This is a genomic window from Micromonospora sp. HB375 (assembly GCF_017872985.1).
Classification (GTDB): domain Bacteria; phylum Actinomycetota; class Actinomycetes; order Mycobacteriales; family Micromonosporaceae; genus Micromonospora; species Micromonospora chalcea.
The window spans coordinates 3,045,549-3,071,216 of sequence record NZ_JAGGJO010000001.1 but is presented as its reverse complement, the minus strand read 5'-3'; the positions used below and the strand labels follow the sequence as shown (position 1 = coordinate 3,071,216).

The window sequence follows — 25,668 nt, the reverse complement described above, 5'->3', positions numbered from 1 at the left end:
ACCCGGACGCCGCGTTCCTGCCACTCCGCGCCCAGGGCTCCCGACCGGGCGACACGTCGGCCAACATGGACTCTCATGGATGAAGTGACATCGCGTCAAGGGGTGTTACCGCTAACAGACGCGATCCGTGGCGCACTCGCCGGGCCGAGCGGGGCGCGGGCGCGGCCGGCCGGCCCACCCGGGCCACGTGCACGATCCGCTCCGGCGCCACGTCCAGCAGCGTGCCGAGCGCGCCACGGGTGGCTGCGACGTCGACGAGCTGACTGAGCGGGTGCGCGGCCAGCCCGGCCGTGTGCAGCGTCAGCCACATCCGCATCAGCACGCGTCCGAACTCGACCTGCCCGGCCGCGTCCAGACCGGGCGGCGCGATCAGCGCCAGCACCCCGCCGCCCTGCGCCAGCGGATCACCGCCCGCGGCGGCGAGCAGCCGGGGCAGCCCCAGCGGGCGCAACGCCGGGTACGCCGCGAGCGCCGCCCGCAGTCCGGTGGCCGCCGCCCGGCCCAGCCCGAGGCAGCTGTCACTGAGCCCGTCGCTCCGGTAGCGCGGGCACGCCCGGTCCAGGCGCAGCCAGCGGCGCAGCTCGGCGACCACCGACGGGTCGGCGTACACGTGTCGGTCGGCCGTGCGCAGCAGCGCGCGCAGCCGCCCGGCCGCCGGCACCACACGGGCCGCGCCACCGGCCCGGCGGGCGACCGCGTCCACGGCCGCGACCACGTCGGCGTCCGGGCCGCCGGTGAACCGGCCCCGGTGGGTACGCCGGTCCCACACGTCGGCGGCGCGAAACGGCGTCCGGTACGGCTGCCGGGCCGGACGCAGCCGCCCCACCCGCCGGTCCGACTCGTCGTGGTCGGCGGCCCAGTCCAGCCGCAGCCCCGCGTCGGCGGCGACGATCAGGCAGGTCTCCACGAACGCGCCGAGCGACAGCCGCAGGTCCCGCCCGGTCGGGTCGCCGGCGGGCAGCGTGTCGGCCGGGTCCCAGCCGACGGTGATCGCCCAGCGCTCGTAGCGCAGCCGCCACGGCTGGGTGTTGTGCGCGCTCGGCGCCCGCCAGCACAGCGGCTCCAGCGCGCGGAACGCGGCGAGGTCCATGCTCACCGCTCCCTGGCGTAGAACGTGTAGCCGTGCAGCGGGCGTCCGCCGAGGCGCCGGTACTGGGCGGCCGACGCCGGGTTGTCCCGCCCGACGTACGTGCTGCGCAGCGCCGTGTATCCGCCCTCGTGCAGGTTGCGGTGCAGATGCTCGGACAGCAGCCGCTGGTAGCCGCGCCCCTGGAACCGCGGCACCACGCCCTTGACGATCAGCACCGCCTCCCGGCGGTACCGGCGGCGGGTGGCCAGCAGCCGCAGCTGGTTGACCGGGTTCAGGTCGCCGCGCACAGCGACCAGGAAGGCGCTGATGTCCGGTACGCAGAGCACGAACGCCACCGGGTGCCCGTCGCGGGTCAGGTAGAGCAGCAGCGAGTCATCCAGCAGGTACGCCAGCCCGTCGGTCTGCCGCCGCAGCTGCGCCGCCGAGATCGGCGTGTAGTAGCCGAGCTGGGCGAAGGAGTCGTTGAGCATCCCGCGCAGCAGGTCCAGCTGTTCGTCGAGCCGCCGGCTGTTCCCGCGGTGCAGGTCCAGCCGGGAGCCGTCGGGCTGGACGCCCAGCGCGGGCGGCGGCCCGGTCGGTGGCGGCACCGGGCAGATCCAGGTGTCGGAGACGAACCGCCCGGTGAACCCGTTCCCCTCGTACGCGTCCGGGTAGTACGGCGGGTTCCACGCGCTGTCCACGAAACCCCGGTCGGCGTACCCGGAGGTGATCACGCCGCCGGCCTGGTTGGGTAGCAGCGCCACCGGCCCGAACAGCAGGTCCCGGCCGGGTGTGGCGTGCGTGGCGATCGCGTCGAACAGCGGCCGGGCGGCGTGCGGGGTGAACTCGGTGAGCCCGAACAACTGGCACCGGCGGCCGAGCTTGGCGTCGAGGTCGGCGTCGGTGTGCAGCGTGGTCCGCCCGACCACCGCGCCGGTGGCGTCGCGCAGCACGTACATCGGCACGCCGTCGCGCCACCAGCGGCGGATCTGCTGCCGGGGCGTCGGCACGTAGCGGGACTCGTCCGCGTACAGCCGGTCGGTGAGCGCGAGGAAGTCGCGCAGGCCGCGCCGGCCGGTCACGCGCTCGAACCGGTGGCCGGTCACCGGCGCACCGCCGGTCCGGTCGTCTCCGCGCCCAGCGGCGTGAACCGCTCGATGTGGCCCATCGCGCCGTCCTCGGCCCGCCACGCGCCGTTTGAGTAGCCGTCCGGGGAGGCGGTGTAGATGCGGATGAACCCGGCCGTGGCGTTGCGGTTGCCGTCGGTCAGCCACATCATCAGCTTCCGGTGGTGCCGGGTCCGGGCGAAGCGCAGCAGCGCGTCGCGGTCGGTGAAGAACGCGATGGTGCCGAGCGTCAGCGGGAACTGCCAGTAGACGGTGTGCCAGCAGTAGCCGGACATCCGGCGCATGTCGCGCACCATCCGGATCCAGTCGGGGGCCAGGCGCAGCAGCACCAGCGGGTTCGCGTACCGGGTGCCGCCGATGAACATGGCGCCGGCGCGGGCCTGGGCCGGGGCGCGGGAGAAGTCACGGGTACGCATCGCTCACCTCACCAGGTAGACGTTCTTGATCTTCTGCATGGCGGCGAACGGGCCGCCGCCCGGCTCGTGCAGCTCCACCCGCAGGTCACCGGCGGTCGGGTCCTCCACCAGGGACTGCGCGAAGTCCCGCGACACCGAGGTCAGGTGCGCGCGTACCCCGTCGCGGCAGGCGTCGGCGAGCGCCGCGCGGGCCGCGGCGTCCAGCGGGCGGCGCAGCTCCACGTGGATCACCGGCCGGGTCTCCAGCGCCGCGTCCTCGTGCAGCGTGAGACAGAACCTGTTGATCTCGGCGGCGTACGGGTTGCCGGTGTAGAGGCCGTACTCGACGTCCTGCGGGTAGAGGTTCGCGCCCAGGTAGGACACGGTGGAGTCGCTGCGGCCGAACAACAGCAGCAACGGCAGCGTCATCCGCTCCTCGGCCACCGCGGTACGGAACTCGGCGCGACGCACCGGGTCGGCGTTGGCCAGTTCGACGATCCGCCGGTACGGCACCAGCAGCGCCTCGTCGCCGACGTTGTAGCGCAGCCGGGGCTGGAGCACGTGCGGGCCGGTGACAGTGCAGAGCAGCTCCCGCCGGTCGTTGGTCTCCAGGTAGGTGGCGAACGGGTTGTACTGGAACACCATCGGCAGCCGCTGCTCGCCGCGGCCCAGCAGTTCCGCGCGCAGTCCCGCGTCGGTGCGCAGCCGCCGCCGCAACCAGACCGTGAACCGGGTCTCCGCGCCGATGCCGATGGTCAGGTCCGACGCCCCGTACGCCGACCGCACCCGCACGAACCGCTGCTCCAGGTAGTCGCGCAACGCCTCGGTCATCCCCTCGCCGCCGCAACTGGCGAAGATCCGGTACCGCGACCACGGAAAGTCCTCGGCGTCGAGCCGGTCCCGCAGGTGCTTGAGGAACGGCGGGTACGCGGTCACCAGGTAGTCGTGGCCGGGGCCGAACTCGCGCAGCGTGTCGACGATCTTCCCCAGGTCGGGGCCGGTGTTCTTCACCGTCGCGATCCGGGCCATCGCCGCGCCGGTCGTGGTGCCGGTCGCCCAGGCGCCCATCGAGTACGCGTTGATGACGAACGGTCGACGCATCGGGAACGCCAGCCCGGTGTACCCGGCGATGTCGCGGTGCACCGCCCGCAGCTCCCGCTCGCCGCGCGGCCAGTTGAACGGCCGCCCGGACGAGCCGGCCGACTCGTCGACCACCACGCCCCGCTCCGGCATCCGCCCGTCCCGGCACCGGGCCGAGGCGTCGTACGCCATGACGTACCCACGTTTGTCGGTCTCCGGGAAGTCCCGCAGCCGGCGGCGCAGCCCGCCCGGGCGGGCCCGCAGGAACGCCTGGTACGCGGGCACCCGCCGGGCGGCGCGGACGCAGGTGGACCGCGCGTTCGCGGCGGCGAGCCGGTCGAGGACCGGGTGGTGGCGCCGGGCCAGCCACCTCCAGCCGGCGGGGTGGTGGGCGATGAGCCGGGCCAGCGCGGCGACCGCGCGGCCGGCGGGGGCCAGCGCGGCCTCGGCGGGCAGCGGCGTGTCGACGGTACGCAAGGCGGCGTGTCGGTGCAGCGTCTCGGCCATGACAAGGATCCTGTCGACGCCGCGACGCGGACACATGAGCGACGGGACGGTACTGCGCTGAGTACCCGTACCCAGTCGCGAAAGCTGCCCGGGCTGGCCACGCTCAGTCACCATGGCGACACTCGCCTGGTGCGTCGTGCCTGGTCCGGTGACACTTCGCCCATGACAGACGGCAAGCGTGAGCGCACGAACGAGCGCTTCGAGAAGGTGGCCGAGGAGACCTCGGAGACCGTGACCCACGCGGCCACGGTCCTGGAGGAGGAACTCGCGGCGGGGCTGGCCGGCGCACGGCGGCTCGAGGAGAAGCTGACCGAAAGCCGCCGGGTCGACCCGGAGGCGTTCGACGAACTCGTCGCGCGGGTCCGCACCGACGGGCACGCCCTGATCGACACCGTGGTCGGGCAGCTGAAGATGGCCGACGACCAGCGCGGCGAGGTGATCCGGCGGTACACGTCGGACGCGCACGACGCGCTGGACACCGTACTCAATCTGGCGCGGCTGGCGCCCGAGGTGGCAAATGGCCTCGCGGACCGGCTGGCGTCGCCGGCCCCGAAGCGGCCCACGGACCGGTAGCCGCGCGATGGCGCCGACCACCGGGGTGGCCGGCGGGCACGTGGAACGGATGCTGGAGCGCTATCGCGGGCTCGCCCTCGGCGCGCTGCTCGACGACGTGCCCGACGGCGGCCCGCGCTACCTCTACGACCTGGTCGCGGAGTACCCGCGCCGGTGGGGCAAGGGGCTACGCGCCGCGCTGTGCCTGGCCACGTGCCGGGCGTTCGGCGGCGGCGACGCGGTGGGCCTCAACGCCGCGGTGACAGTGGAGCTGTTCCACAACGCCTTCCTCATCCACGACGACATCCAGGACGAAAGCGAGCAGCGGCGCGGCGGGCGGACGCTGCACGCCGAGTACGGCGTGGGCGTGGCGCTGAACGTCGGCAACATGACGAACCTGCTGGCGTTGCGGCGGCTGGCCGCGAACCGGGCGGCGCTCGGCTCCGGGATCGCGTGGCGGCTGTTCACCGAGACCGAGCTGATGATGCGCCACTCGCTGGAGGGGCAGGCGATCGAGATCGGCTGGATCCGCGACAACGTGTGCGACCTGGACGCGGACGACTACTACCGGATGTGCCTGAAGAAGACGTCCTGGTACACGTGCATCTACCCGTGCCGCACCGGCGTCCTCGTGGCGACCGGCCGGGAGAACGCCGTCGACGTGCTGGATCGGTACGGCTGGTATCTGGGCGCGGCGTTCCAGATCCAGGACGACGCGCTCAACCTCACCGGCGACTACGCCCGCTACGGCAAGGAGATCGCCGGTGACCTGTGGGAGGGCAAGCGCACGCTGATCCTGATCGACTTCATGCGGCGGTGCACACCGGAGGAACGTGAACGGCTCGTGCGATTGCTGAGCCGTACCCGCGCGCAGCGCACCGACGCCGAGGTGCGCTGGCTGCACGGGCGGCTACTCGCGTACGACTGTGTGGAGTCGGCGCGGCGCAGCGCCCGGGATCTCGCGCTGGCGGCCCGGCGTGAGGGTGAGCGGGCGCTGGGCGCCGCCGCCGACACCGAGGACGGCCGTTTCCTGCTGGAGCTGACCGACTACGTGGTGGAACGGGCCCGTTAGCCGCCCAGGATCCCGCGCAGCCAGGTGAGCTGTTCGCGCTGGTGTGCCGCCTCGCCGCCCTCGTGGTCGTTGAACTCGTACACCCGCACGTCCTTGTCGCCGCCGTAGCGGTGGTAGGCGGCGAAGCAGGTCGACGGCGGACAGACCTGGTCACGCAGGGCGATGGAGAACAGCGCCGGCGCGGTGGCGCGCGGCGCGAGCACTGCGGCGTCCAGGTAGGACAGCGTGCGGAACACCTGGTCGGCGCGGTCGCGGTGCAGCGCGAGGTACTCGACGACCTCGGCGTACGGGCTGTCCGGGCCGGCGACGCGCACGCCCCGGCGGATGTCGCACAGGAACGGCACGTCCGGCATGACGGCGGCGACGTCCGGGCACAACGCGCCGACGGCCAGGGCGAGGCCGCCGCCCTGGCTGAAGCCGGTCACCGTCACCCGCGCCGGGTCGACGGCCGGGTGCCGCCGGGCGGCCTCGGCGAAGCGGACCGCGTCGGTGATGAGCCGCCGGTAGTAGTGCTCGGCCGGGTCGGCGACACCCCGGGTGAGGAAGCCGGGCACGGTGCCGGCCGGGTAGGGGTGCGGGTCGGGCGTGCCGCCGGTGGCGGCGCTCCACCCCTGGCCGCGGCTGTCCATGATCAGGTGCGCGAAGCCGGCCGCCGCCCAGAACAGCTTCTCGTGCGGCAGGCCGCGGCCCCGGCCGTAGCCGAGGTACTCGACCACGCAGGGCAGCGGCCCGTCGGCACCGGCGGGCAGGTGCAGCCATCCGCGTACCGGCTCACCGGCGAAACCGGGGATCGTGGCCGCGTACGTCCGGATCTGGGTCAGCCCGGTGTCGACCGGCTCGTAGACCGCCGCCGCCGGGTCGCCGCCGCCGTCGAGCGTGCGCGCCCAGAATCCGTCCAGGTCCGCCGGCACGTCCAGCTCCGGCCGGTACGCGAGGCAGCCGGCCAGGTCGAGGTCGGTCAGCGGCACGACGCGGCCTCCCGTACGGCGGACGCGAACCAGCCGGTAATGGTGGTCGGGTGGGTGATGGCGGTGCCGACCACCACCGTCCACGCGCCCGCCCGCAGCGCCTGCGCGGCCTGCTCCGGGGTGTGGATGCGTCCCTCGGCGACCACCGGGACGTCGACCGCGGCGGCGAGCCGGGCGACCAGGTCCAGGTCCGGCCCGTCGCCCTTTGTGGTGTACGCGGTGTACCCGGAGAGCGTCGTGCCGACCAGGTCGGCGCCGGCAGCGGCGGCGGCGATGCCCTCGTCGAACGTGGAGCAGTCGGCCATCACCAGCGCGCCGGTGCGCTCGTGCACGGCCGCGATCGTCTCGGCGAGCGTACGGCCGTCGGGCCGGGGCCGGGACGTGCCGTCGAGCGCGACGACGTGCGCCCCGGCGTCGGCGACGGCCAGCGCGTGATCGAGCGTCGGGGTGATGAAGACGTCGTCGTCGCCGTCCTTCCAGAGCCCGATCAGCGGCAGGTCCACCGCCGCGCGGATGGCCGCGATGTCCGCCAGGCCCTGGGCGCGGATGCCGGCGGCGCCGCCGCGGGCGGTGGCGAGCGCGACCCGGCGCATGGTGTCCGGGTCGCGCATCGGCTCACCCGGGTACGCCTGGCAGGAGACCACCAGGCGGTCACGGAGCTGGTCGACGAGCGCGTTCATGAGACCTTCCAGGCGAGCGAGGCGGCGCCGAGCAGCGGCGCGTCGGGGCCGAGGGTGGAGGCGAGGACCGGCACGCCGGCCAGGCCGGGCAGCGTCTCGGCGGGCACCGCGTCACGCAGCGCCCGCCACCACGGCTCGCCGAGGCCGATGACGCCGCCGCCGACCACCACGGCGGCGGGGTCGAGCACGTTGACCAGGCCGCCGACGGCGGACCCGACGGCCGTGCCGCCGAGCCGGACGACGTCCCGGGCCGTCTCGTCGCCGTCCGCCGCGAGCGCGGCGACGGCCCGCAGGTCGGCCACCGGACGGCCGGTACGCCGGACGTACTCGGCGGTGAGCGCGGGCCCGGCGGCGATCGCCTCCAGGTGCCCGCGCCCGCCGCAGGTGCAGGCAAGCGTTCCGGCGTACGCCGACGGCTGGTGCCCGGCGTGCCCGGCCGCGCTGTGCGCACCGGCGAGCACTGTGTCGCCGAGGACGAACGACGCCCCGACACCGGTGCCCACGGCGACGTAGAGCACCGTGTCGTACCCGGCCGCGACGCCGTGACGCGCCTCGCCCAGCGCGTGGGCGTGCACGTCGTTGACCACGGTGACCGGCACGCCGAGGCGCCGGCCCAGGTCGCCGCGCAGGTCCGTGCCGGCCCATCCGGTCAGCACATCGGTGGCGGACAGCACCAGGCCGGAGCCGCTGTCGATGACACCGGCGCTGCCCACGCCGAGCGCCCGTACGACGTCCGGCGCGTCCGCCCGCAGCTTCTCGACCAGGCCGGCGGCGGTGTCGAGCACCGCTGCGGCGCCGGAGCGACCGGGTGTCGGCGCGGTACGCCGGCCGACGACCTCGCCGGCGGCGGTGACCAGCGCGGCTGTGGTCTTGGTGCCGCCGATGTCGAGCGCGGCGACCAGACCGGTCGTGCTCACCTCGGGCATGGTCAGAGCAGCCCGGCCAGTTCCAGCTGGGTACGCACGCGGCCCGTCTCGGCGTCGTCCAGCGGCCGCAGCGGCAGCGACACCGCGTTGCCGGCGATGACGCCGAGCAGGGACAGCGCGGTCTTGAACGCGCCGACGCCCCGGGTGGCGCCCGCCGAGGTGGCCGGGTCGGCCGCGTCGACGATGCGGAACAACCGGGTCAGGCGGTCCTGCTCCCGGCGGGCCGCGGCCCAGTCGCCGGCCACGCAGGCGCGGTGCAGCCGCACGTACCCGGCCGGGTCCACGTTGCCCAGTCCGGGCACCGAGCCGGAGCCACCGGCGAGCATCATCGCGTCGACCACGACCTCGTGGCCGGTGAGCAGGCTGAAGTCGCGCTCCGGCGCGTGCTCGGCGATGGCGAGCGCCAGCTGGCGGAACGCGACGTCGTCGCCGCTGGAGTCCTTGACGCCGGCCAGCACGCCCTCGGCGGCGAGGCGGGTCAGCAGGTCGACGGAGAGCTTGCTGTGCACGCAGACCGGGATGTCGTACGCCAGCAGCGGAAGCTCGACCGCCGCGGCGACGGCGCGGAAGTGCCGCTCGATCTCGTGCGGGCCGACGATGGCGTAGAACGGGGCGGTCACGACGAGGCCGTCCGCGCCCAGCCGGGTGGACGCCTCGGCCCGCTCCACGACCCGGCGGGTGGTGGGTTCGATGCAGCCGGCGAGGACCGGCACGGCGCCGCCGGCGGTCTTGACGATGGTCTCCAGCGCGAGGTCCCGCTGCCGGTCGGTGAGGAAGACCGTCTCGCCGGAGCTGCCGAGGGCGAAGATGCCGTCGACGCCGGCGTCGAGCAGCCATTCGACCAGCCGTTCCAGGGAGTGGACGTCGACCTCGCCCTCTTCGGTCAGGGGGGTGACGGCCGGCGGCACGACTCCGGCGAACCGCGGGGCTGGGGTGGTCACAGGTTCTCCTCGACAGACTCAGTTGTGGTGCGGCCGGTCGCCGAGGTGGCGAGCGCGACCAGTTCGGTGTTGGCGGTGCCGGCGGGCACCGGGTGGTGGCAGCGGAACTCGTGGCCCGCGCCCTCGGCGGGGCGCGGCGCGGGCATGTCCACGGCGCAGCCGTCGGTGGCGGCCCAGCAGCGGGTCCGGAACGGGCAGCCGCTCGGCGGCCGGGTCGCCGACGGGACCGGGCCGACCAGCGGAATGGGCTCGATCGGTGAGAGCAGGCCCGGCGTGGCCGAGAACAAGGCCCGGGTGTACGGGTGCCGGCCGCCCTCGGGCAGCAGGTCGGCGGGGGTCTGCTCGACGATGCGGCCCAGGTACATGGTGACGACCCGGTCGCTGACCCGCTTGACGGTCTGGATGTCGTGCGACACCAGCACCATGGCCAGGCCGAGCCGGTCCTTGAGGTCCAGCAGCAGGTTGAGGATCTGCGCGCGGACCGACACGTCGAGCGCGCTGGTCGGCTCGTCGGCGATGACCAGCCCCGGTTCCAGGGCCAGCGCGCGGGCGATGGACACCCGCTGGCGCTGGCCGCCGGAGAGCTGGCTGGGCAGCACGTCGGCGACCGAGCGGGGCAGGCCGACCAGGGCCATCAGCTCGGTCACCCGCTGCTCGCGCTGCTGCCGGGTGCCCCGGCGGTGCACGTCGAGCGGGTCGCGCAGGATGTCGCGTACCGGCATCCGGCGGTTCAGTGAGGTGGCCGGGTCCTGGAAGATCATGCCGACGCCGGCGCCGATGTGCTCGCGCCGCTCGGTGGCGGTCATCGACCACACGTCCTTGCCGGCGAAGGACACCGTGCCGGCGGTCGGCCGTTGCAGGCCGACGAGCACCTTGGCGAGGGTGGACTTGCCGCAGCCGGACTCGCCGACGATGCCGACCGTCTCGCCGGCCCGGATGACCAGGTCGGCGCCGGTGAGCGCGTAGACCTTCTCCCGGCTGAACATGCCGCCGCCGCGCGCGGCGTGCACCACGTGCACGTCGCTCAGCTCGGCGATCGGCCGGTGCTCGGCGGTGGCGCTCATCGGGCCGGCTCCTTCTCGCTGACGGTGACGGCGGGGTGGTGGCAGGCGTACCCGTGGCCGTCCGTGCCCGCCATGGTGGGCGCGGTGTCCCGGCAGATCTCGGTCGCCATCGGGCAGCGGTCGGAGAACCGGCAACCCTTCGGGAAGTCGGCCGGTGAGGGCACCACGCCGCGGATCTGGGTGAGCCGTTCCGCGCCGGTCTCCAGGGACAGGACGGAACCGAGCAGCCCGCGGGCGTAGTGGTGGGCGGGCGCCTCCATCACGTCGGCGGTCACGCCGGTCTCCACGATCTGCCCGCCGTACATCACCACGACCCGGTCGCAGACGTCGCTGACCAGGGCGAGGTCGTGGCTGACCAGGATGAGGGCGAAGCCGAGCCGCTCGCGCAGCTCCAGCAGCAGCGCCATCACCTGGGCCTGCACGGTGACGTCGAGCGCTGTGGTCGGCTCGTCCGCGATGATCAGCTTCGGGTCGCGGGACAGCGCCATGGCGATCACCACGCGCTGCCGCTGCCCGCCGGACAGCTCGTGCGGGTACGCGGCGAGCGTGCGCCGCGGGTCCAGCCCGACCAGCCGCATCAGTTCCTCGGCCGAGCGGGTGCCGCCGCGGCGGATCATCTGGGCGAGCTGGGCGCCGACGCGCAGCGCCGGGTTCAGCGCCGACAGCGCGTCCTGGTAGACCATGGCGATCTCGCGGCCCATCAGGGCGCGGCGGCCCTTGGCGTTGAGTTTCAGCAGGTCCGTGTCCTGGAAGCGGATCTCGCCGCGTACCCGGGCGCCCTGCGGCAGCAGACCCATGACGGCGAGGACGCTCAGCGACTTGCCGGAGCCGGACTCCCCCACCAGGCCGACGACCTCGCCGGGGCGTACGTCGAAGGTGAGCCCGTCGACGATGTCGACGCCGCGGTGGCGGCCCTCGAAGCCGATGGACAGGTCGCTGACCTGAAGGACCGGCTTGCCCTGCGGCAGCGGGCGGGCGCGCTCACGCAGCCGCTGCGCCGCCTCGGCCAGGCCGGGCAGCTCGACCACCTCGCCGGTGCCGGGCTGCGCCTGTTCCAGCGCGTCACCGCTGGTGGTGGACGTGGCGCGGCGCGCGGCCGGGGCGGCCCAGGCGTCGGACATGCCCTCGGAGAGCACGTTGAGCGCCAGCACGGTGAGCAGGATCAGCAGGCCGGGGAAGAACGTGGCCCACCAGCCGCCGATCTGCACCATCTCCTTGCCGAAGGCGATGACCGAGCCCCACGAGGAGGCCGCCTCCTGCGGGGCGAGGCCGCCGCCGATGAAGGACAGGGACGCCTCGAAGACGATCGCGTCGGCCACCATGACGGTGACGAAGACGAGGATCGGGGCGGCGCAGTTGCGCAGGACGTGCCGCCAGAGGATGTGCGGGCGGCGGGCGCCGATGATGCGCTCGGCGGCCACGTAGTCCTCGCCGTACTGGGACAGCACGTTGGCGCGGACGATGCGCGCGACCGACGGGGTGAACACGAACCCGATCGCGATGACGAGGACCAGCAGGCTGTTCTTGCCGAACGAGATGATCAGCAGCGCGGAGAGCACGATCGTGGGGAAGGCCATGACCACGTCGAGGCAGCGCATGATGATCTCGTCGACGACGGTGCGGCTGCTGCCGGCGAGCGCGCCGAGGATCGCGCCGAGCACCAGCGCGATGCCGGCCGCGCCGAAACCGACGATCAGGGAGCGCCGGGTGCCGGCGACCAGCCGGGAGAAGACGTCGCGGCCGAGTTTGTCCAGGCCGAACCAGAAGTCGCCGTTCGGGCCGGTCAGCGCCGGTCCGAGGCCGGTCTGGGTGGGGTCGTGGCGCAGCAGCAGCGGGGCGAGCACGCCGACCACGACGATGAGCGCGACGAAGCCGAGCGCGAACCGGGCCGCGAGACCGAGCCGGGCGAAGGCCATGCCGGGGCGGGACAGCCGCGTGGTGAGGGACCGGCGCATCAGTGGCCTCCGCGCAGTCGGGGGTTGGCGAAGAGGTAGAGGATGTCGACGACCAGGTTCACCAGGACGAAGCACAGCGCGATGGTGAGCACGGTGCCCTGGGCGAGCGCGGTGTCGTTCTGCTGGACGGCGCTCATGATCTGGGTGCCCATGCCGGGCAGCGAGAAGATGGCCTCGATGACGACGGTGCCGCCGATGAGGTAGCCGATCCGCAGGCCGAGCGCGGTGAGCGGGTTGACCAACGCGTTGCGCAGCACGTTGCGGCCGATCACCACGCGCGGTGGCAGTCCGGCGCCGACGGCGGTGCGGACGTAGTCCTTGTCGAGTTCCTCGACCATCGACGTGCGGACGATGCGGGCCAGCGAGCAGCCGACCGGTACGGCCAGCGCCAGCGCGGGCAGCGCGAGGGACTGCAGCCAGAGGCCGACCGAGTCGGCGGGGTTCACGTATCCACCGGTCGGGAAGATCGGGCGGCGGACCGAGAACTCCTGGATGAACAGCAGGGCCAGCCAGAACGAAGGCGTGGCGATGCCGGCCATGGAGACGATCCGGATGACCTGGTCGGGCCAGCGGTCCCGGTACAGGGCGGCCGGGATGCCGAGGGCCAGCGCGATGACCAGCGCGCCGACGACGCCGAGCGCGGTGAGCTGGATGGTCAGCGGCAGCGCCATGGCGATCTTGTCGGCGACCGGGACCGACGGCGGGAACGTCATGCCGAGGTCGCCGCGGACGAGGTCGCCGAGGAAGTGCAGGTAGCGCAGCGGCAGCGGGTCGTTGAGGCCGTTCGCGGCGCGGAACGCCTCGACCTGCGCCGGCGTGGCCTGGTCGCCGAGGACGGACAGCGCCGGGTCGATCGGGGAGAACTGCATGATCACGAAGACGAAGAGCGTGATGCCCAGCACCAGGGGGATCAGCGTCAGGAATCGTCGTGCGACCAGGTTCAGGACGGTCAGCATGGATTCTCTTTCTCGTGGCGGGGCGCCGGGGCGTCCCGTCCGGCCGCACGGGTCACGTGCGGCCGGACGGGACGGAGGCGGGGGCGGAGCCCCGAGTGGGCTCAGCCGGTCCGGCCGGTGCCCAGGAAGTACAGGCCGGTGGTCGAGGCGCCCGAGAAGCCGTCGAGCTTGGCCGGGTCGTACGCGGTGACGACCTTGGTGTGCAGGATCGGGTAGAGCGGGGCGTCGTCCGCCACCATGTCCAGGGCCTGCTTCCACAGCGCCTTGCGGGCCGCCTCGTCGGAGGTCTGCGCGGCCTTGTCCAGCAGGTCGCCCATGGCGTTGCGGTTGGCGTCGCTCCAGCGGTAACGCTGGCCCGGCCAGGTCTCGCCGAAGTAGTACCAGCGCATCAGCAGGTCGGTGTCGACGCCGAAGACGCTCGGGTCACCGGTGGCCATGAGCACCCGGAACGTGTCCTTGGGGACGATGTCGCCGTAGATGGCCGAGGACGGCACGGTGTTGAGCGTGGCGTTGACGCCGATCTTCTTCCACTGCTCGATGACCAGGGGGGCGACGTCCTTGACCACCGAGTTGTCGGTGGTGTCGAGCTGGAACGACAGGTTGGTGACGCCGGCCTCCTGGAGCAGGGCCTTGGCCTTGTCCGGGTTGTAGTCGTAGACGGTGGCGGCCTTCTGGTACGCCTTGTTGCCCTCGTCGAGGTAGCTGGTCGCCGGGCTGCCGTAGCCGTTGAGCGCGGTCTTGATGACCGCGTCCTTGTCGATGGCGTAGTGCAGGGCCTGGCGGACGCGCTTGTCGCTGAACGGCGCGGCGGCGTTGTTGAACATGAGGAAGACCTGGTTGAAGGCCTGCTTCACGTCGATCGTGTACTTGTCCTTGAGCGAGTCGACGTTCAGGTACGGCACGGCCTCGATGGCCTGCACGCGGCCGCCCTGCAGGTCCGACACCCGGGCCGACGCCTCGGTGGTGGTGTTCCACGTCATCGTCTCGACCTTGGCCGGGCGCGGGCCGTTGTAGGTCTCGTTCTTGCTCAGCTTGATGCCGGATTCCTTGGACGCGCTGTCCACCTTGAACGGGCCGGAGCCGATCGGCGCGGTGTCGAACGCCTTGGCCGCTGCCGCGTCACCGGTCTTGGCCTTGGGCACGACCTTGATGACCGAGATCCGCTCGCTGAACAGGGCGAACGGGTACTTCAGCTTGAACTCGACGGTGGCCGCGTCCTTGGCGGTGACGCTGTCGAGGAACGAGACGAAGCCCTGCATCAGCGGCGGCGCCTTCGGGTCCGCCGGCTTCAGCACGCGGGTGAACGACCAGGCGACGTCCTCGGCGGTGACGGGGGTGCCGTCGGAGAACTTCGCGCCGTCGCGCAGCGTCACGGTGTACGTGAGGCCGTCGGCGCCGGGCGTCGGGTCGCTCTTGGCCAGCGCGTTGTAGGGTTCCCGCGTGATCGGGTCGAGGTCCACGAGACCCTCGAAGACGTGCTGGTTGACGGCGGTCGCCACGGCGGAGGAGGCGTTGCCCGGGTCGAAACCGCTGGAGAGCGTGAACGCCAGGGTGGCCTCGATCGACGTGCCCGCCTTCCCGCCGCTGACCGCGTTGGTCGAGGCGGGACCGCCGCTGCAGGCCACCAGCCCGAGGGCGAGGGTCGCTCCGAGGGAGGCGACGGCCAGGGGGCGGACGCGGCGGCGCGGCACGCGCCAGCTCCGCGACTTACCGGTGGTGCTCACGTAGATGCCTCCATAGGCTCTTCATGCGCTCGCGTCGCCGCTAGCGCCGGGGATGTGAAGTGTAAGGTGTATGACGTCTGACGTCTGATGCCGGTAGGGTGAGGGTGTCAGATTCGGGAACGAAGGGCAAGGGGCAGATGACGACCATTGACGCCAGTCCGCTACGCGGCGCCGAGCGGCCGAGCCCTCGCCGGCAGGAGGTCGCCACCAGGATCAAGGAGTACATCCTGCACAACCGCCTCAAGCCGGGCAACCTCCTGCCCACCGAGACGGAGCTGTGCGAGGCGGTCGGCGCCAGCCGCTCCAGCGTCCGCGAGGCCGTCAAGATCCTCTCCGCGCTCGACATCGTCGAGGTGCGCCACGGCCACGGCACGTTCGTCGGCCGGATGTCCCTCAACGCCCTGGTGGAGAGCCTGACGTTCCGGGGCCTGCTCAGCGGCGAGGACGACCACCACGTACTGGCCCAGGTCGTCGACATCCGGCAGACGCTGGAGCAGGGGCTGGCGGCCACCGTCATCGACGCCCTGGACGAGGAGCACCGGTCGGAGCTGTCCGCGCTCGCCGACGAAATGCGCAGCCGGGCGGCACAGGGCGAGGACTTCCTCGACGTCGACCGGGCCTTCCACCTGAAGCTGATGGAGCCACTCGGCAACGACCTGCTGGTCCAGCTGACCGAGGCGTTCTGGCAGGTGCAGGCCATCGTCGCGCCGACCCTGCGCACCGAGCCGGAGGACCGGGTCATCACCGCCCAGCGGCACCAGGCCATCGTGGCCGCCCTCACCGCCGGGGACGCGGCGGCGCTGCGCTCGGCCATCGCCGAGCACTACGCGCCCATCCGGGCGAGCATCGCCCGCGCCGCCCAGGCCTGACCCGGCAACCGGACACCGGCAGGCCGGCCGCGGACCGGCCGGCCTGCGCGCGCCCTTTGTGCACGGTCCACATCGTCCGATTCCTTGACGGGTCCCATCGATCGGCTTAGCATACGTACCCAACATCGGACGTCCGACGTCTGATGCTATCGCTCCGATCCCCACCCCCGTCCGGAAGGAATCCCCCGTGCCCCCTGTCCGTGCGATACCACGCCGGGTGACCGCCGTCCTGGCCGTCCTCCTCGGCCTGCTGACGGTGCTCCCCGCCACCCCGGCCCAGGCCGCCCCCGCCGGCGTGAGCGCCACCGTCGGCGCCGACTGCACCACCGGCCGGCTGCTCCTGCTTCTGGACAACCGCAGCACCACGGCACAGACGTACACAGTCACCTGGCCCGGCCGGTCCGGCTCGCCCTGGACCCGCACCGTCGCGGCCGGCAGCGGCGCCGAGCTGTACTGGACGCTGTCCCCCGGCACGCCGTACACGCTGCGCACGACGACCCCGACCGGCCTGGACGAGACCACCTCCGGCCTCTTCCACTGCGGCACCGGCATGTCCGCGCTCACCAGCTTCGACTGCACCAACGGCCGCCTCCAGCTCGCGCTGGAGAACCGCACCACGACCGCCCGGGACTTCACCGTCACGTGGCCCGGACGCACCGGCTCGCCGTGGACCCGCACCATCGCCGCCGGCGGCAACTACCTGCACTACTGGACCGTCGGCGCCGGCGCCCCGTACACGCTGCGGGTCACCGCCCCCGGCTTCGACACCACGCTGCGCGGCACCACCTCCTGCGACCTGGCCACCGGCAACCCGCAGATGACCAGCACCACGCTGCTCACCACGCAGACCGTGATCCGCGACCTCAACGGCACGGGCGGCCGGTACGACGGCACCGTCGCCTCGGTCCGCATCCCCGGCCTGGCCGTCACCAACAACGGCACCGTCATCGCCGTCGCCGACGCCCGGGTGAACGGCTCGTACGACCTCGGCGGCGGCACCAACAACATCCAGATCGTGATGATCCGCAGCACCGACGGCGGCCGCACCTTCGAGCAGCCCCGGGTCATCCACGCCCCGCCCACCACCAGCGAAGGCGTCGGCGACCCCAGCCTGCTCGTGGACCGCGCCACCGGCGTCGTCTACTGCTTCTTCACCTACTCCCCCAGGCCCGGCATCAGCTTCTGGTCCGGCGGCTCCGGCCTGAACACCGCCGACGACCCGAACAGCATGCACCTGCGCTACATCACCAGCCGGGACAACGGCGCCACCTGGAGCGCGCCCGTCGAGCTGAACCCGGCGGTCAAGGACCCCACCTGGCGGCAGGTGTTCTTCTCCTCCGGCCACGGCATCCAGACCAGCACCGGACGCCTGATCCAGCCGATCGCCTACCGGGACTCGGCCGGCACCAGCCACGCCGCGAACATCTACAGCGACGACCACGGCGCGACCTGGCGCCGTGGCGGATCCGCCGGCGGGAACATCAACGAGAGCAAGGCGATCGAGCGCGGCACCGGCGCGATCGTGCAGAACATGCGGCACAACTCGACCCGCAGCCGCTTCTACGCCACCTCCACCGACGGCGCCGCGACGTTCGGCGCGGCCACGGCCAGCACGCTGCTGACCGACCCGCTGTGCAACGCCGACGAGATGTCCTACCTGCGGCCGTCCGAGGTCGGCGCGAACCGGGCGCCGGTGCGTACCCGCACGGCCTTGTTCAGCAACAACGCGCACCCGAGCGCGCGCAACGACCTCACCGTACGGCTGTCCACCGACGACGGCGCGAGCTGGCCGGCGCGGGCACTGGTCAAGCCCGGCGGCGCCGGCTACTCGACGATGGCGGTGCTGGCCGACGGCACGGTCGGCAACCTGTACGAGGTGGGCGACACCGGCGGCATCTACTTCGCCCGGTTCAGCCTCGGCTGGGTGAAGGGCGCCTGAGAGCCGTGTCCCGCCCGGACAGCGGCGTCCGGGCGGGACACGGTCAGCGCTGCCAGCGCACCACGCCGCCGACCACGGTCAGCGCCACTGTCAGGTCCCGCAGTCGCGCCGGCTCCACCCGGTACGGGTCGGTGGGCAGCGCGATGAAGTCGGCGAGCATGCCGGGGCGCAGCCGCCCCTTCAGGTGCTCCTCGTAGGAGGCGTACGCGCCGGCCCCGGTGAAGCAGCGCAGCGCCGTGTCCAGGTCGAGCCGCTCGTGCGGGTCGACGCCGCCGGGCGGGGTCCCGTCGGGCTGCTGCCGGGTCACCGCGGCGTGCACGCCGAAGAACGGGTCGGGGTCCTCCACCGGGGCGTCCGACCCGAACGCCACGACGGCCCCGGCGTCGAGCAGGCTGCGCCAGGCGTACGAGGCGAGATCCCGGCCGGCGACCATCCGGCTGGTCAGCGGAATGTCGCTGGTGCAGTGGGTGGGCTGCATCGAGGCGATCACCCCGGAGCGGGCGAGCAACGGCACGTCCTCGGGCAGCAGGTGCTGCGTGTGCTCGATCCGGTGCCGCAGCCGCGCCGCCGGGCCGGGCCCGGCCGAATCGCGCCAGCGCGCGTACGCCCGCAGCACCATCCGGTTCGCCGCGTCGCCGATGGCGTGCGCCGCAACCGCGATGCCGGCCCCGGCGGCGGTGGCCAGCAGCCGCTCGAACTCCTCGGCCGGGGTGACGGCGATGCCGTGGTTGCCGGGCTCGCCGTCGTACGGCTCGCTCATCAGGCAGGTGTGCGAGCCGAGCGCGCCGTCGGTGAAGATCTTCACCGGGCCGGTGCTCAGCCACCGGTCCCCGTCGCCGGTGGCACAGCCGCTGTCGATCGCCTCGTCCAGCGCCGTGGCCGGGATCGTCTTGTGCACCCGCAGCGGCAGCTCGCCCCGGGCGTACAGCGTCTCGTAGGCGGCGCGGGCGTCCTGCCCGTCCAGGTCGTGGATGCCGGTCAGGCCGGCGGCGAGCAGCCGGGGCAGGTGGGCGCGCAACTGCGCGACCAGGTCACCGGCGTGCGGGGAGCGCACCACCGCGTACGCCGCGTCGGCCGCCGCCTCGCGCAGGATGCCGGTCGGCTCACCGTGCTCGTCGCGTGCGATCTGCCCGCCGGGCGGGTCGGGGGTGGCGGCGTCGATGCCGAGGCGGGCCAGCGCGGCGCTGTTCACCCAGATGGTGTGGCCGTCGACGCTGGGCAGCGCGGCCGGGCGGTCCGGGCAGACCCGGTCCAGGTCGGTACGGGTCGGCTGCACCGGCCGGGTCCACCTGTTGCTGTCCCACCCGCCACCGAACAGCCAGGCGTACGGCGGCAGCGTGGCGGCGTGCCGCGCGATCCGGGCCAGCGCCTCGTCGAGGCTCGACGTGCCGCGCAGGTCCACCTGGTCCAGCCCGCGTACGTAGGACGCGGCGTGGATGTGACTGTCGATCAGCCCGGGCAGCACGGCCATCCCGCCGAGGTCGATCCGGCGCGCGCCGCCGCCGGCCCGGTCCCGGCACTCGGCGAGGTCGCCGACGGCGACGATCCGCTCGCCGCGGACCAGCATCGCCTCGGCGCGCGGGCGGGCCGGGTCGAGCGTGTGGATGCGGGCGTTCTCGTAGACCGTGCCGCTCATGGGCTCCCTGCCTCGACGCTGGGGCGGAGTCTCAGGACGTGCGGGCCGGCGACGTGTCCTGCGGCTCGCCGGCCCGGTCCGCCCGGATCCGGTCGATGTCGCCGGCCAACTCGTCGGTGATCAGCAGGTCCCGCCGGATGTCGTCGTGCGGGTACGCGGTCCGCCCGACCATGTGCGCGGCGACCGGGGCGGTGGCGAGCTGGAACAGGCCCACCAGGACCAGCGTGGTGATGTCCACCCCGGTACGCAGCCGCAACGCGCAGCCGAGCAGCACCAGCAGCAGCCCGAGCACCTGCGGCTTGGCCGCCGCGTGCATCCGCGACAGCACGTCCGGGAAGCGGATCAGCGCGATGCCGGCGGCCAGGCAGAGCAGGGCGCCCGCGATCAGGCAGACGCCGGCGACGGTGTCCAGGATCGTGTCGAGCGTCATTTCGGGTTTCTCCGAGCCGCGAAGCGGGCGACGCTCACCGAGCCGACGAACCCGACCAGGGCGAGGACCACGAGTACCGGCAGCGCGGTGGCGTCCCGGCTGTACGCGGCCTCGGTGGCGATGGCCGCGACCGCGACGGCGAGCAGCACGTCGGTGGCGACGGCCCGGTCGAGGATCGACGGCCCACGGATGATGCGGACGAGGGTGAGCCCACCGGCCGCGACGAGCAGCGCGGTGACGATCACAGCGACGACGGTCACGTCGGTGCTCCTTCCAGCTCGACCGACCCGGACGGGCCGGTGGGTGCGGATCGACGGATCAGGTCCAGTTCCTCGGCCGAGCCGACGGCGGCGACGATGCGCCCCTCCAGTTCCAGCACGCTCTGCCGGAAGCGCTCCACCTCGTCGAGGCTGCGGATGCCGATGACGTGCACGTAGAGGGTGCCGGTACGCCGGTCGGCCTCCAGGATCAGGCTGCCCGGCACCAGCGACAGGGCTTCGGCGTTGAGGGTGAGGTTGAGGTCGGTGTTCACCCGCAGCGGCACCGCGATGATCGCCGAGTGCGGGTGTCTGGACCGGACGGCCAGCCAGGCGATCTGGACCGACGCGACCACCAGGTCGCGCAGGAAGCGGGCCAGGAATCTCAGCAGCGGCACCGGCCGGATCCGGCCGGCGAAGGTCACCGGGGGCAGCGGGAAGACCACGAGCAACACGGCGGCGACCACCAGTCCGCTTATCACGTTCGCCCAGCTGAAGGTGCCCCACAGCAGCACCCAGACGGTGACCAGGCCGGTCACGGCGATCGCGCGGTTGCGCCAGCGGTCGCGGGGGGTCAGCGGCGCTTTCGGCTGACTGGTCACGGCGGTCCCTCCGGGAACACGGCCTCCACGTACGGGGCACGGCGCAGCAGGTCGTCGGCGGCGTCGGTGCTGATCTCGAACAGCGGCCCGGCCACCACTGTCAGCGCCAGACCGAGCACCACCAGGGCGGCGGTCGGCACCGTCATCAGCCGGGGCAGCACGGCCCCGGCCGGCGAGGCGCCCTCGTGCGGCTGCTCGGCGCCGCCGGTGCGGGCCGCCCGGTCGGCGTCACCGGGTTCCGGCATGTCCGGGTGCGGTGCCCGCCAGAACGCCAGGTTCCACACCCGGGCGATGGCGTAGAGGGTGAGCAGGCTGGTCAGCAGCCCGCCCGCGACGAGCGCCCAGGCCAGGAACCCGCCGTCGTCCACCCCGGCCTGCACGAGGCCGAGCTTGCCGAGGAACCCGGAGAACGGTGGGATGCCGGCCAGGTTGAGCGCCGGTACGAAGAACAGCAGCGCCAGCAGCGGTGACAGCCGGGCCAGCCCGCCGAGCCGGTCCAGCGCGGTGCTGCCGCCGCGTCGTTCGACCAGGCCGGCGGCGAGGAACAGCGTGGTCTGGATGGTGATGTGGTGCACCACGTAGAAGATCGCCGCGGACAGGCCGAGCGGGGTGGTCAGGCCGACCCCGAACAGCATGTAGCCGATGTGGCTGACCAGCGTGAACGACAGCAGTCGTTTGATGTCCGACTGGGCCACCGCGCCGAGGATGCCGACCACCATGGTCAGTGCCGCTATCACCATGAGCAGGTCGGCGGTGCGGCCGCCGGGGAACAGCAGCGTCTCGGTGCGGATGATCGCGTACACGCCGACCTTGGTGAGCAGGCCGGCGAAGACGGCGGTCACCGGCGCGGGCGCGGTCGGGTAGCTGTCCGGCAACCACGCCGACAGCGGGAACACCGCCGCCTTGATCCCGAACGCGAGCAGCAGCATGCCCTGCAGGACCAGGCGCATGTCGTCGGGCAACGCGTCCAGGCGGTCGGCGAGCTGGGCCAGGTTCAGCGTGCCGGTGGCGGAGTAGACCAGGCCGATCGCCACCAGGAAGATCAGCGACGAGAGCAGGCTGACCACGACGTACGTGGTGCCGGCCCGGATCCGCGTCTCGGTGCTGCCGAGCGTCAGCAGCACGTAGCTGGCGACCAGCAGGATCTCGAAGCCGACGTAGAGGTTGAACAGGTCGCCGGAGAGGAAGGCGTTGCACACGCCGGCGGTCAGCACGAGATAGGTCGGGTGGTAGACCGACAGCGGCGTCTCCTCGTTGCCGTCGGCCATGCCCTGCCCGATGGAGTAGACGAGCACGCACAGGGTGACCGAGGCGGACACCACGAGCATCAACGCGGCGAGCTGGTCGGCGACGAGCACGATGCCCATCGGCGCGACCCACCCGCCCACCTCGACCACGAGCGGGCCGTCCAGCGACGACTGGACCAGGAGCAGTGCCGCCACGGCGACGGTGGCGGCGAGCACGACGATGCTGACCCAGCGCTGGGCGCGGGCCCGCCGGGCGAGCAGCAGCGTGAGGGCCGCGCCGAGCAGCGGCATCACCACCGGCAGCGGGACGAGCCAGGTCATCGGCCGCCCTCCGCCTCGGCCAGGACCCGAGCCTCGGGGCTGCCGTCCGCGGGGCCGCCGTCCGCGGTGTCGGCGTCGGCGGTGCCGGGGCCCTCGTCCCGGTCGGCCAGTTCCATGATGCGGCGGTCCTCGACGTCGTCCTGCACCTCGTCGTGGCCGTTGAGGTGCCAGCTGCGGTAGGCCAGGGCGAGCAGGAACGCGGTCATGCCGAGCGTGATCACGATCGCGGTCAGCACCATGGCCTGCGGCAGCGGGTCGGCCATGTCCTCCTGGGCGGAGGTGCCGACGATCGGCGGGCCGCCGGCCCGGCCGCCGGTGAGCAGCAGCAGGTTCGCGCCGTTGCCGAGCAGGATGACCCCCATCAGGACGCGGGTGAGGCTGCGTTCCAGCAGCAGTGTGACCCCGGTGGCGAACAGGACGCCGATCACCAGGATGTAGACCAGGTTGGGAATGTTCGGGCTCATACCAGCTCCTCTTCCCGTACGCCGGCCGGCTCGGTCTCCTGCTCGTCGTCCTCCTCCTGGCGGTCCATCTCGGCGCCCAGGCTGCGCAGGATGTCCAGCACCAGGCCGACCACGATGAGGTAGACGCCCACGTCGAAGAAGACGGAGGTGACGAAGTGGACGTGGCCCAGCAGCGGCAGGTGGAAGTCGAGCGTCGCGCTCTGCAGGAACTCGCCGCCCAGCAGCATCGCGGCGACGCCGGTGCCGACCGCGACGAACAGTCCCGCGCCGAGCACGAAGCCGGCGTCCACCGGTGCGGCGCCGTTGAGTTCGGTACGCCCGCCCGCCAGATACCGCACCGCGAGCCCGAGACCGGCGACCAGCCCGGCGGCGAACCCGCCACCCGGCGCGTTGTGGCCGGAGAAGAGCAGGTAGATGGAGAACAGCAGGATGGCGTGGAAGAGCAGCCGGGTGACGACTTGGAGGATCACCGACTGCTGCCGGGACGTCGCGCCGCTGGTGAGCCAGCGTGGGCGCGACGACTGCTGCCGGCCGACGCCGGGGATGCCGCTGCGCAGGTCCAGGGCGCGGGTGCCGCGGAAGATCAGGCTGGCCACACCGGTGGCGGCCACCACCAGCACCGCGATCTCGCCCATCGTGTCCCAGGCCCGGATGTCGACGAGCGTCACGTTGACGACGTTCTTGCCGCCGCCGTAGGAGACCGCCTCGTCCGGGAAGCCGACCGAGATCGGCGTGGCGACCCGGCTGCCCGCCGCCACGTACGCCATGCCGGCGGTGACCACGCCGACGGCCACGCCGAGCGCCACGCGGAACTGCCGGGTGGCACGGATCGGGCGGGCCGAGAACCGGCGCGGCAGGCGGCGCAGCACCAGCACGAACATCACGATCGTGACGGTCTCCACCAGGAACTGGGTGAGCGCCAGGTCCGGCGCGCCGTGCAGGATGAACAGCAGCGCCGTGCCGTAGCCGGTCACCCCGACCAGGATCATGGCGGTCAGCCGGCGGCGGGCGCGTGCGGCGACCAGCGCGGCGACCACGACCACCGCTCCCGCGACGGCCTGCAGCGGGGTGTCCCAGAGCTGGAACCGCTGCGCCCAGGGCAGGCCGGCCAGCACCGCCCCGCCCGGCAGGATCACCAGCACCAGCAGGATGACGCCGAGGTAGAACGGCAGGGATCCGCGCTGGGTGGCGCCGGTGAGCTCCACCGCCGCGCGGTCGACCGCGCTCGCCAGCCGCTCGTAGCCGGTGGCGCCGTCGAAGGGCAGCCGCAGCAGGCGCGGGCGGCGGCGCTGCAGCAGCAGGAACAGCCCGACGCCGCCGGTGACGGCCAGCGCCGACAGGCCGAGCGCCGGCGTCAGGCCGTGCCACAGCGCGAGGTGGTAGCCGGGGTCGGCGGTGGGGAACTGGTCGGCGTACGGGGCGAGCACCCGGTCCACCGCCGGAGCGGCGATCCCGACCACGAGGCCGGCGAGGGCGAGCACCGCCGCCGGGCCGAGGAAGGCCGGCTCGATCCGTTCGACAGGGGTGTCGGGCACGTCGGGCTTGGCGGCGAACGCGCCCCAGAGGAAACGCAACGTGTACGCGACGGTGAGCGCCGAACCGGCCACCACCCCGGCGAGTACCAGCAGCTCGACCGGCCCGCCGTGCAGGAACGCCTCCAGCGCTGCCTCTTTGGCCACGAATCCGAACAGCGGCGGCAGCCCGGCCATGGAGGCGGCGGCGAGCCCGGCGACCGCCGCGAGCACCGGCGCACGGCGGCCCAGCCCACTCAGCTCGCGCAGGTCCCGGGTGCCGGTGACGTGGTCGACGACGCCGACGACGAGGAAGAGGGTGGCTTTGAACAGGGCGTGCGCCAGCAGCATCGCGGCGCCGGCCAGCGCGGTGTCGCGGGTGCCCGCGCCGAGGATCACCATGAGCAGGCCGAGCTGGCTGACCGTGCCGTACGCCAGCAGCAGCTTGAGGTCGACCTGCCGCAGCGCCGTCCAGCCGCCGAGGAACAGCGTGATCAGGCCGCCGCCGAGCAGGATGGCGCGCCACACGGTGGCCTGGCCGACCGCCGGGCCCATCAGCGCGGCCAGGAACACGCCCGCCTTGACCATGGCGGCGGCGTGCAGGTAGGCGCTGACCGGCGTGGGCGCGGCCATCGCGCGCGGCAGCCAGAAGCTGAACGGGAAGATCGCCGACTTGCTCGTCACGCCGAGCAGGACGAGCACCAGCGCGGCGGTGAGGTATCCGCCCTCCGGCAGGTTCCCGGCGATCTCGGACCACCGGTACGAGCCGGCGTGCTGGCCGAGCATGACGAACCCGGCGAGCATCGCCAGGCCGCCCAGCGTGGTCACGAGCAGCGCCTGCATCGCGGCGCGCCGGCTGGCCCGCTTGGTGGGGTCGCTGCCGATCAGCAGGTACGAGAAGACCGTGGTCAGTTCCCAGAACACGTACAGCAGCAGCAGGTCGTCGGAGACCACCAGGCCGAGCATCGCGCCGGCGAACGCGACGAACACCGCGGCGAACCGGCCGAGGCTCGGGTCGTCGGAGTGGAAGTAGCGCGCGCTGTAGACGAGCACGAGGGCGCCGACGCCGCCGACGAGCAGCACCAGCAGCCAGGACAGCGTGCCCATCCGCAGCGCCAGGTCGAGGCCGAGCTGCGGCACCCAGGTGACCGTCTCGACGACCGGCCGGCCCGCGCGGACCTCCTCGGTGCGGGTCAGGGCCCAGACTCCCGCCGCGGCGGGAACGGCGGCGAGGACGTAGAGAGCGCGTCGACCGAGTAGGCGTACCAGCACGGGGGCGATCACGGCTGCGAGCGCATGGACCGCCACCAGAACCAGCACACACACTCCTCAAGATCGACGCTCGGTACGTCAACCCTAACTGGCCAGGCGGCACG

23 protein-coding genes are annotated in these 25,668 nt (G+C 73.0%); 4 read left to right on the top strand and 19 right to left on the bottom strand.

The window, feature by feature from the left end:
• Nucleotides 1-73: 73 nt before the first annotated feature.
• The 4 genes from J3R08_RS14030 to J3R08_RS14015 are packed head-to-tail and all read right to left on the bottom strand — an operon-like array spanning nt 74 to nt 4,178.
• Nucleotides 74-1,090, bottom strand: a complete 1,017-nt coding sequence (locus J3R08_RS14030) for a nitroreductase (protein WP_166456595.1) — start codon at nt 1,088-1,090, stop codon at nt 74-76.
• Between the two features lie 2 nt (nt 1,091-1,092).
• A complete protein-coding gene (locus tag J3R08_RS14025) occupies nt 1,093-2,175 on the bottom strand; it encodes a hypothetical protein (protein ID WP_187693057.1) in 1,083 nt (360 codons plus the stop codon).
• Complete coding sequence (locus J3R08_RS14020; protein ID WP_187693058.1) at nt 2,172-2,612, bottom strand: DUF4188 domain-containing protein; 441 nt, start codon at nt 2,610-2,612, stop codon at nt 2,172-2,174. Before J3R08_RS14020 ends, J3R08_RS14025 begins: the two co-directional genes overlap by 4 nt.
• 3 nt (nt 2,613-2,615) lie before the next feature.
• Complete coding sequence (locus J3R08_RS14015) at nt 2,616-4,178, bottom strand: phenylacetate--CoA ligase family protein (RefSeq protein ID WP_187693059.1); 1,563 nt, start codon at nt 4,176-4,178, stop codon at nt 2,616-2,618.
• Between the two features lie 162 nt (nt 4,179-4,340).
• On the opposite strand from J3R08_RS14015, the gene J3R08_RS14010 reads away from it, so the two are divergent.
• Both J3R08_RS14010 and J3R08_RS14005 read left to right on the top strand, forming a co-directional pair.
• Nucleotides 4,341-4,751, top strand: a complete 411-nt coding sequence (locus J3R08_RS14010) for a hypothetical protein (protein WP_069090139.1) — start codon at nt 4,341-4,343, stop codon at nt 4,749-4,751.
• Between the two features lie 7 nt (nt 4,752-4,758).
• Nucleotides 4,759-5,802, top strand: a complete 1,044-nt coding sequence (locus tag J3R08_RS14005) for a polyprenyl synthetase family protein (RefSeq protein WP_209961526.1) — start codon at nt 4,759-4,761, stop codon at nt 5,800-5,802.
• Here the strand turns inward: J3R08_RS14005 and J3R08_RS14000 are convergent.
• The 8 genes from J3R08_RS14000 to J3R08_RS13965 all read right to left on the bottom strand — a co-directional run bounded on the left by J3R08_RS14000 (nt 5,799) and on the right by J3R08_RS13965 (nt 15,016).
• A complete protein-coding gene (locus J3R08_RS14000) occupies nt 5,799-6,770 on the bottom strand; it encodes an acetylxylan esterase (RefSeq protein ID WP_209961524.1) in 972 nt (323 codons plus the stop codon). The genes J3R08_RS14005 and J3R08_RS14000 overlap by 4 nt on opposite strands.
• The gene (locus J3R08_RS13995) at nt 6,761-7,450 is read right to left on the bottom strand and encodes an N-acetylmannosamine-6-phosphate 2-epimerase (protein WP_209961522.1); all 690 of its coding nucleotides are present in this window, start codon (nt 7,448-7,450) and stop codon (nt 6,761-6,763) included. Before J3R08_RS13995 ends, J3R08_RS14000 begins: the two co-directional genes overlap by 10 nt.
• Nucleotides 7,447-8,376, bottom strand: coding sequence for an ROK family protein (locus J3R08_RS13990; protein WP_209961520.1), 930 nt, complete (start codon nt 8,374-8,376; stop codon nt 7,447-7,449). Before J3R08_RS13990 ends, J3R08_RS13995 begins: the two co-directional genes overlap by 4 nt.
• Before the next feature lie 2 nt (nt 8,377-8,378).
• Complete coding sequence (locus J3R08_RS13985; RefSeq protein WP_069090135.1) at nt 8,379-9,317, bottom strand: dihydrodipicolinate synthase family protein; 939 nt, start codon at nt 9,315-9,317, stop codon at nt 8,379-8,381.
• Nucleotides 9,314-10,381, bottom strand: coding sequence for an ABC transporter ATP-binding protein (locus J3R08_RS13980; RefSeq protein WP_043324745.1), 1,068 nt, complete (start codon nt 10,379-10,381; stop codon nt 9,314-9,316). Before J3R08_RS13980 ends, J3R08_RS13985 begins: the two co-directional genes overlap by 4 nt.
• Nucleotides 10,378-12,336 carry a dipeptide/oligopeptide/nickel ABC transporter permease/ATP-binding protein gene (locus tag J3R08_RS13975; protein WP_043324746.1) on the bottom strand — a complete coding sequence of 653 codons (1,959 nt, stop codon included), beginning with the start codon at nt 12,334-12,336 and terminating at the stop codon, nt 10,378-10,380. The genes J3R08_RS13980 and J3R08_RS13975 overlap by 4 nt, the downstream gene beginning before the upstream one ends.
• Nucleotides 12,336-13,292, bottom strand: coding sequence for an ABC transporter permease (locus J3R08_RS13970; protein ID WP_043324747.1), 957 nt, complete (start codon nt 13,290-13,292; stop codon nt 12,336-12,338). The genes J3R08_RS13975 and J3R08_RS13970 overlap by 1 nt, the downstream gene beginning before the upstream one ends.
• Before the next feature lie 101 nt (nt 13,293-13,393).
• Nucleotides 13,394-15,016 carry an ABC transporter substrate-binding protein gene (locus tag J3R08_RS13965; RefSeq protein WP_209961518.1) on the bottom strand — a complete coding sequence of 541 codons (1,623 nt, stop codon included), beginning with the start codon at nt 15,014-15,016 and terminating at the stop codon, nt 13,394-13,396.
• 137 nt (nt 15,017-15,153) lie between these two features.
• On the opposite strand from J3R08_RS13965, the gene J3R08_RS13960 reads away from it, so the two are divergent.
• Both J3R08_RS13960 and J3R08_RS13955 read left to right on the top strand, forming a co-directional pair.
• Nucleotides 15,154-15,885 (top strand): FadR/GntR family transcriptional regulator, encoded by a 732-nt coding sequence (locus J3R08_RS13960; protein WP_043324750.1) that lies wholly within the window; start codon nt 15,154-15,156, stop codon nt 15,883-15,885.
• A 187-nt stretch (nt 15,886-16,072) separates the two neighbouring features.
• Nucleotides 16,073-17,824, top strand: coding sequence for an exo-alpha-sialidase (locus J3R08_RS13955; protein ID WP_209961516.1), 1,752 nt, complete (start codon nt 16,073-16,075; stop codon nt 17,822-17,824).
• Between the two features lie 43 nt (nt 17,825-17,867).
• On the opposite strand, the gene J3R08_RS13950 is transcribed toward J3R08_RS13955, so the two are convergent.
• From J3R08_RS13950 to J3R08_RS13920, 7 genes are read right to left on the bottom strand one after another with little or no spacing between them, the layout of a single operon-like run.
• The gene (locus J3R08_RS13950; protein WP_209961514.1) at nt 17,868-19,460 is read right to left on the bottom strand and encodes an amidohydrolase; all 1,593 of its coding nucleotides are present in this window, start codon (nt 19,458-19,460) and stop codon (nt 17,868-17,870) included.
• Nucleotides 19,461-19,491: 31 nt separating this feature from the next.
• Nucleotides 19,492-19,890, bottom strand: coding sequence for a monovalent cation/H(+) antiporter subunit G (gene mnhG / locus J3R08_RS13945; RefSeq protein WP_043324754.1), 399 nt, complete (start codon nt 19,888-19,890; stop codon nt 19,492-19,494).
• Nucleotides 19,887-20,150 (bottom strand): monovalent cation/H+ antiporter complex subunit F, encoded by a 264-nt coding sequence (locus J3R08_RS13940; RefSeq protein WP_043324755.1) that lies wholly within the window; start codon nt 20,148-20,150, stop codon nt 19,887-19,889. Before J3R08_RS13940 ends, mnhG begins: the two co-directional genes overlap by 4 nt.
• On the bottom strand, nt 20,147-20,749 hold the full coding sequence (locus J3R08_RS13935) for a Na+/H+ antiporter subunit E (RefSeq protein WP_064446268.1): 603 nt from the start codon (nt 20,747-20,749) through the stop codon (nt 20,147-20,149). Before J3R08_RS13935 ends, J3R08_RS13940 begins: the two co-directional genes overlap by 4 nt.
• The gene (locus J3R08_RS13930; protein ID WP_064446269.1) at nt 20,746-22,317 is read right to left on the bottom strand and encodes a Na+/H+ antiporter subunit D; all 1,572 of its coding nucleotides are present in this window, start codon (nt 22,315-22,317) and stop codon (nt 20,746-20,748) included. Before J3R08_RS13930 ends, J3R08_RS13935 begins: the two co-directional genes overlap by 4 nt.
• A complete protein-coding gene (locus J3R08_RS13925) occupies nt 22,314-22,781 on the bottom strand; it encodes a Na(+)/H(+) antiporter subunit C (protein ID WP_043324758.1) in 468 nt (155 codons plus the stop codon). Before J3R08_RS13925 ends, J3R08_RS13930 begins: the two co-directional genes overlap by 4 nt.
• Nucleotides 22,778-25,612, bottom strand: coding sequence for a Na+/H+ antiporter subunit A (locus tag J3R08_RS13920; RefSeq protein ID WP_043324759.1), 2,835 nt, complete (start codon nt 25,610-25,612; stop codon nt 22,778-22,780). Before J3R08_RS13920 ends, J3R08_RS13925 begins: the two co-directional genes overlap by 4 nt.
• Between the last annotated feature and the right edge of the window lie 56 nt (nt 25,613-25,668).

Bases quoted from the DNA above. Each gene is read 5' to 3' on its own strand.
- J3R08_RS14030 (WP_166456595.1), bottom strand. From the start codon at position 1,090: ATGGACCTCGCCGCGTTCCGCGCGCTGGAGCCGCTGTGCTGGCGGGCG.
- J3R08_RS14020 (WP_187693058.1), bottom strand. From the start codon at position 2,612: ATGCGTACCCGTGACTTCTCCCGCGCCCCGGCCCAGGCCCGCGCCGGC.
- J3R08_RS14015 (WP_187693059.1), bottom strand. From the start codon at position 4,178: ATGGCCGAGACGCTGCACCGACACGCCGCCTTGCGTACCGTCGACACG.
- J3R08_RS14010 (WP_069090139.1), top strand. From the start codon at position 4,341: ATGACAGACGGCAAGCGTGAGCGCACGAACGAGCGCTTCGAGAAGGTG.
- J3R08_RS14005 (WP_209961526.1), top strand. From the start codon at position 4,759: ATGGCGCCGACCACCGGGGTGGCCGGCGGGCACGTGGAACGGATGCTG.
- J3R08_RS13995 (WP_209961522.1), bottom strand. From the start codon at position 7,450: ATGAACGCGCTCGTCGACCAGCTCCGTGACCGCCTGGTGGTCTCCTGC.
- J3R08_RS13990 (WP_209961520.1), bottom strand. From the start codon at position 8,376: ATGCCCGAGGTGAGCACGACCGGTCTGGTCGCCGCGCTCGACATCGGC.
- J3R08_RS13980 (WP_043324745.1), bottom strand. From the start codon at position 10,381: ATGAGCGCCACCGCCGAGCACCGGCCGATCGCCGAGCTGAGCGACGTG.
- J3R08_RS13975 (WP_043324746.1), bottom strand. From the start codon at position 12,336: ATGCGCCGGTCCCTCACCACGCGGCTGTCCCGCCCCGGCATGGCCTTC.
- J3R08_RS13970 (WP_043324747.1), bottom strand. From the start codon at position 13,292: ATGCTGACCGTCCTGAACCTGGTCGCACGACGATTCCTGACGCTGATC.
- J3R08_RS13960 (WP_043324750.1), top strand. From the start codon at position 15,154: ATGACGACCATTGACGCCAGTCCGCTACGCGGCGCCGAGCGGCCGAGC.
- J3R08_RS13950 (WP_209961514.1), bottom strand. From the start codon at position 19,460: ATGAGCGGCACGGTCTACGAGAACGCCCGCATCCACACGCTCGACCCG.
- mnhG (WP_043324754.1), bottom strand. From the start codon at position 19,890: ATGACGCTCGACACGATCCTGGACACCGTCGCCGGCGTCTGCCTGATC.
- J3R08_RS13930 (WP_064446269.1), bottom strand. From the start codon at position 22,317: ATGACCTGGCTCGTCCCGCTGCCGGTGGTGATGCCGCTGCTCGGCGCG.
- J3R08_RS13925 (WP_043324758.1), bottom strand. From the start codon at position 22,781: ATGAGCCCGAACATTCCCAACCTGGTCTACATCCTGGTGATCGGCGTC.